Below are 3,733 nucleotides of genomic sequence, written 5' to 3'. Positions count from 1 at the left end.
ATTACTGAAAGTTTGGTATATATTTGCAATTGTCCGGTGACAGGCAAGCCACTGAATGCAAGCCGCGGGGACGTTAGCAACTATTTAACAAAACCATTAAAATGTTCGATTTAGAATTATATCTCTGGGGAATATTTCCAATGATAATTGGGTTATTGATATTATTAAAATCAATTCAAATTTCCTTTAAAAAGAAAACTATTTTGAATTGGATTATTTTGACAATAATAATTTTATCATCCCTACTAGCAGAATACATTCTTGCCATCATAACATTTACATATGCATGGCCAACATATATACCACATATTTTGTTAGTATTTAATCTAATATTACTTTTTGCTCAAATCATTATCAAAAACAAATTGAAAACTCAGCCGGAATTGTAAAATTTTAGTTAGTGCGACGTCAGAATTAGAAGAAGACGAAACTGAAAGTGACGAAAAATAAAAAAACAGTTGCTAACAGCGGTTTGCCTCAATGGCTTAATTCTGTGATTCTTTAGAAAATACGCTGATAACTCAAAGTTTGGTTTATATTTGTGAGACTTCGGTGAGAGTAACGCCACTGAGGCAAGCCACCGGACGTTAGCAGTAATAGTAAAAAAAACATGACTACAATAAATAAATTATTTGAATCTGAGTTTCCATCTATTTTACTATTAAAGGCTGGTGAAATTAGTAATAAATGGTCTTCATTAATTTCAGAAAAACTCGATAAGAATCGAAGTTATTCTGAGCCATTTGAAAGTGTAGGAACAAAAGAAGAAATTGAAATTTATAACAAAGCGCAAAAATTTATAGCAATGCAAAATGCTGTCGAAGATATTGATATAGTTTTTACATTTCTCCAAGTTGATAGAAATAAAATTCTTGAACTACATCCAAATCTTAATACGCAGGAAAATTATTATAAATATCATTTTGAAAATTTTATAATCAGAACATATACAATAATTGATTCATTAGGAAAACTTGGTGACAGTCTTTATAAAACTGAAATTAAAGATTGTAACTGTTATAAGTTAAAAGAAAAAATCAAAAACGAATATCCTGAAATTGCCTTATCGCTTGAAAATATACTTACCTACTCGGATGAAAATAAAACGAGACGACATACAAAAATTCATTCAGGTGAAATAGAAATAAGTGAAGTTCGAAATATCCCTTTTTGGGAAGACTACGCTGACGTATTACCAGAAATTTTTGACCTAAAAAATCCAATTCTTCTTTCAATGACAAATGAAAAAATTGAGCAAATGATTGCTGAATTAAAATCTTACGTAGTAGGATTAATTGAAAAGATAAATGTTTTTTTAGATAAAAGTATCGATAAGATATAAACTACTACTGCTAACAGCGGTTTGCCTCAATGGCTTAATTCTGTGATTCTTTAGAAAATACGCTGATAACCCAAAGTTTGGTTTATATTTGTGAGAGCTCGGTGATAGTCACGCCACTGAGGCAAGCCACCGGACGTTATGCAACATTATGGCAGAAGTAACTAAAATCAGCGAAAAACTATCTAAAGTATTTTTCTTTCTAATTATTATCGGAGGAATCTATTTGCTCATCCAAATTAATAAGGACAGACAAGAAATTGAAAATCATCCTGGAAAAACAATTTGTAAATATACTTTCTGCAAAATATCCCGAAAGTCATCTACAGCTTTTGTGAAATATGTTGTGGATAATAAATTGTACCGAACTGGTGCCGGAGGCTGTCCTGAAAATTCAGCTGAAAAAATCAACAAGTTTTTCTTTTTAAAATATTCTACACTTGACCCAAACAAAATTCAAGTAGATTTCTCCAAAGAAGTTACGAGCAAAGCAGAAATTGAAAAATTAGAATATCAACTTAAAAATTGGTTAGATTTAAAATAACATTGCATAACAGCGGTTTGCCTCAATGGCTTAATTCAGTGATTCTTTAGAAAATACGCTGATAACTCAAAGTTTGGTTTATATTTGTCATTGTTCGGTGATGGGAACGCCACTGAGGCAAGCCACCGGACGTTAGCAACAAGCTTATTCCAAACATTATTCGAAATAGAAAATTATGTTTAAATTTTTTGCAAGTTTTACATTTATTGAAGGTATAACTATAACAATTGCGTTAATAGCAATACTTATTTCTCTCATCTCTCTTTTTAATGACAACAAAAAAAACAGACGAGAATTGAGAATATCCAAACTAGAGGAAATGCTTGAAATTAATCTTTACTTTTTAACTTATTATCAATATTTGATAGATATAGTTGAAAAGCGTGAAAAAATATTTGAAAATGGTAAAAAGGGAATAGATATTTTAGTAGATGAAGTAACAGCAGACCAAGATGCGACAGAATTTCTAGAAATTGTAGGAAAGACTAACTTTGATAGAAATCTAATGAGATTTAATGTTCTTGCTAATAGTTATTTACCTAATGGTGAGCTTAAACTTAAATGTCTTTCACTTGTTGAATTAATTGCTAATCTTTATAATTATTCGGTTTACAAGGTATATGAAGTTAGAAAGACTCATCCTAAATTTCCTCTGCGGAAAGTTTACTTCGATTATATAGAAGAGGTTGAAAAGGAATTAATTTCCGAAATGAAACTTGGTTATGAAAGTTCAAAGGATATCAAAAGGATTGAATACTATCAAACATTTAAAAAAGAACTAAACATTTAGTAATTAAAGCCAGTTGCTAACAGCGGTTTGCCTCAATGGCTTATTCTGTGATTCTTTAGAAAATACGCTGATAACTCAAAGTTTGGTTTATATTTGCGATGGTTCGGTGCGAGTCACGCCACTGAGGCAAGCCACCGGACGTTAGCAGTCATTATAAAAAAAATCGAATGAAATCAACACTTATCTTAATATTGACATTTGTATTTATTGGTTGTAAACAGAAAGAAATCAATCAAAAAACAATCAATGAAAGCTCACAGAAAATTGAAAATAGTAAAGACTGTAAATGTTATAATGGTCTTGAAGAAAAACCAATTAAAACATATACTTTTTCAGATAATAATTCAATCTCAATTTGTGGTTATGAAGAAAATAATGAATATTCCGAATTTGGAATTTTTGACTGTAAAACTGAAAAACTGATTTCCGGTTACGATGCAATTCAAACTTGTAAATTGAATTTTGAAAATGACAAATTGTATATAGTCGAACTGGATAAACTTCCAACAAATGACAAATGGGAATGGAATGATATTAAAGTTGCAGAAGAAATTATTACGATTAAAAATAAGTCAATAATATCACTTGGGGCAAAACCTCTAAAAGTTGAAATAAATATTTCTGAAAAAACTCAAACAGAATTTTTAGATTTATTAGAAACCGAAAATTATAAAAAAGTTGACGTTGAAGAAATATTGGCTAGACTTGAAATTCTATCGATTTGCGGAAATGAAAGAGCAAAAAAGAAATTATATTCAATCGAAACTGACAAAAATTATATATTAGACGGAGCATATGCTGAACAATATAAAGATGCAATTGCAACAATTGAATGGCGGAATAAAAAACAATAACGACTGCTAACACAGGTTTTGCGCTATTGCGGTTTTTGTGCTTAATTTAAAGTTGGTTTTGTATCTTTGAAGTCAGTGCTTAACCGAAAATTTCGGCTTCTTTAGTCCGCAACATCGCAAAGCCTGGGAACGTTAGTAGCAACCATGCCTGAAAATAATGCCGGATAAATTTCTTAAAAAGGCAAAGCTTAAAACAGAAATAACCA

Annotated in this window: 4 protein-coding genes; all 4 read left to right on the top strand. The window is 30.4% G+C overall.

Annotation, left to right across the window (positions count from 1 at the left end):
* The first annotated feature begins 610 nt into the window (after positions 1 to 610).
* The 4 genes from FNW07_RS13490 to FNW07_RS13475 all read left to right on the top strand — a co-directional run bounded on the left by FNW07_RS13490 (position 611) and on the right by FNW07_RS13475 (position 3,527).
* Entirely contained in the window at positions 611 to 1,342 is a 732-nt protein-coding gene (locus FNW07_RS13490; RefSeq protein WP_126745340.1) for a Cthe_2314 family HEPN domain-containing protein, read from the top strand.
* 148 nt (positions 1,343 to 1,490) lie between these two features.
* Complete coding sequence (locus tag FNW07_RS13485) at positions 1,491 to 1,883, top strand: hypothetical protein (protein ID WP_126745339.1); 393 nt, start codon at positions 1,491 to 1,493, stop codon at positions 1,881 to 1,883.
* 175 nt (positions 1,884 to 2,058) lie between these two features.
* A complete protein-coding gene (locus FNW07_RS13480; RefSeq protein WP_126745338.1) occupies positions 2,059 to 2,673 on the top strand; it encodes a hypothetical protein in 615 nt (204 codons plus the stop codon).
* Between the two features lie 167 nt (positions 2,674 to 2,840).
* A complete protein-coding gene (locus FNW07_RS13475; RefSeq protein WP_126745337.1) occupies positions 2,841 to 3,527 on the top strand; it encodes a hypothetical protein in 687 nt (228 codons plus the stop codon).
* The last annotated feature ends 206 nt before the right edge of the window (positions 3,528 to 3,733 follow it).

This window comes from Flavobacterium sp. GT3R68, from assembly GCF_007109225.1.
Classification (GTDB): Bacteria; Bacteroidota; Bacteroidia; order Flavobacteriales; family Flavobacteriaceae; genus Flavobacterium.
Note: the sequence above shows the minus strand (reverse complement) of the source record. Positions and strands in the feature narration are given on the sequence as shown.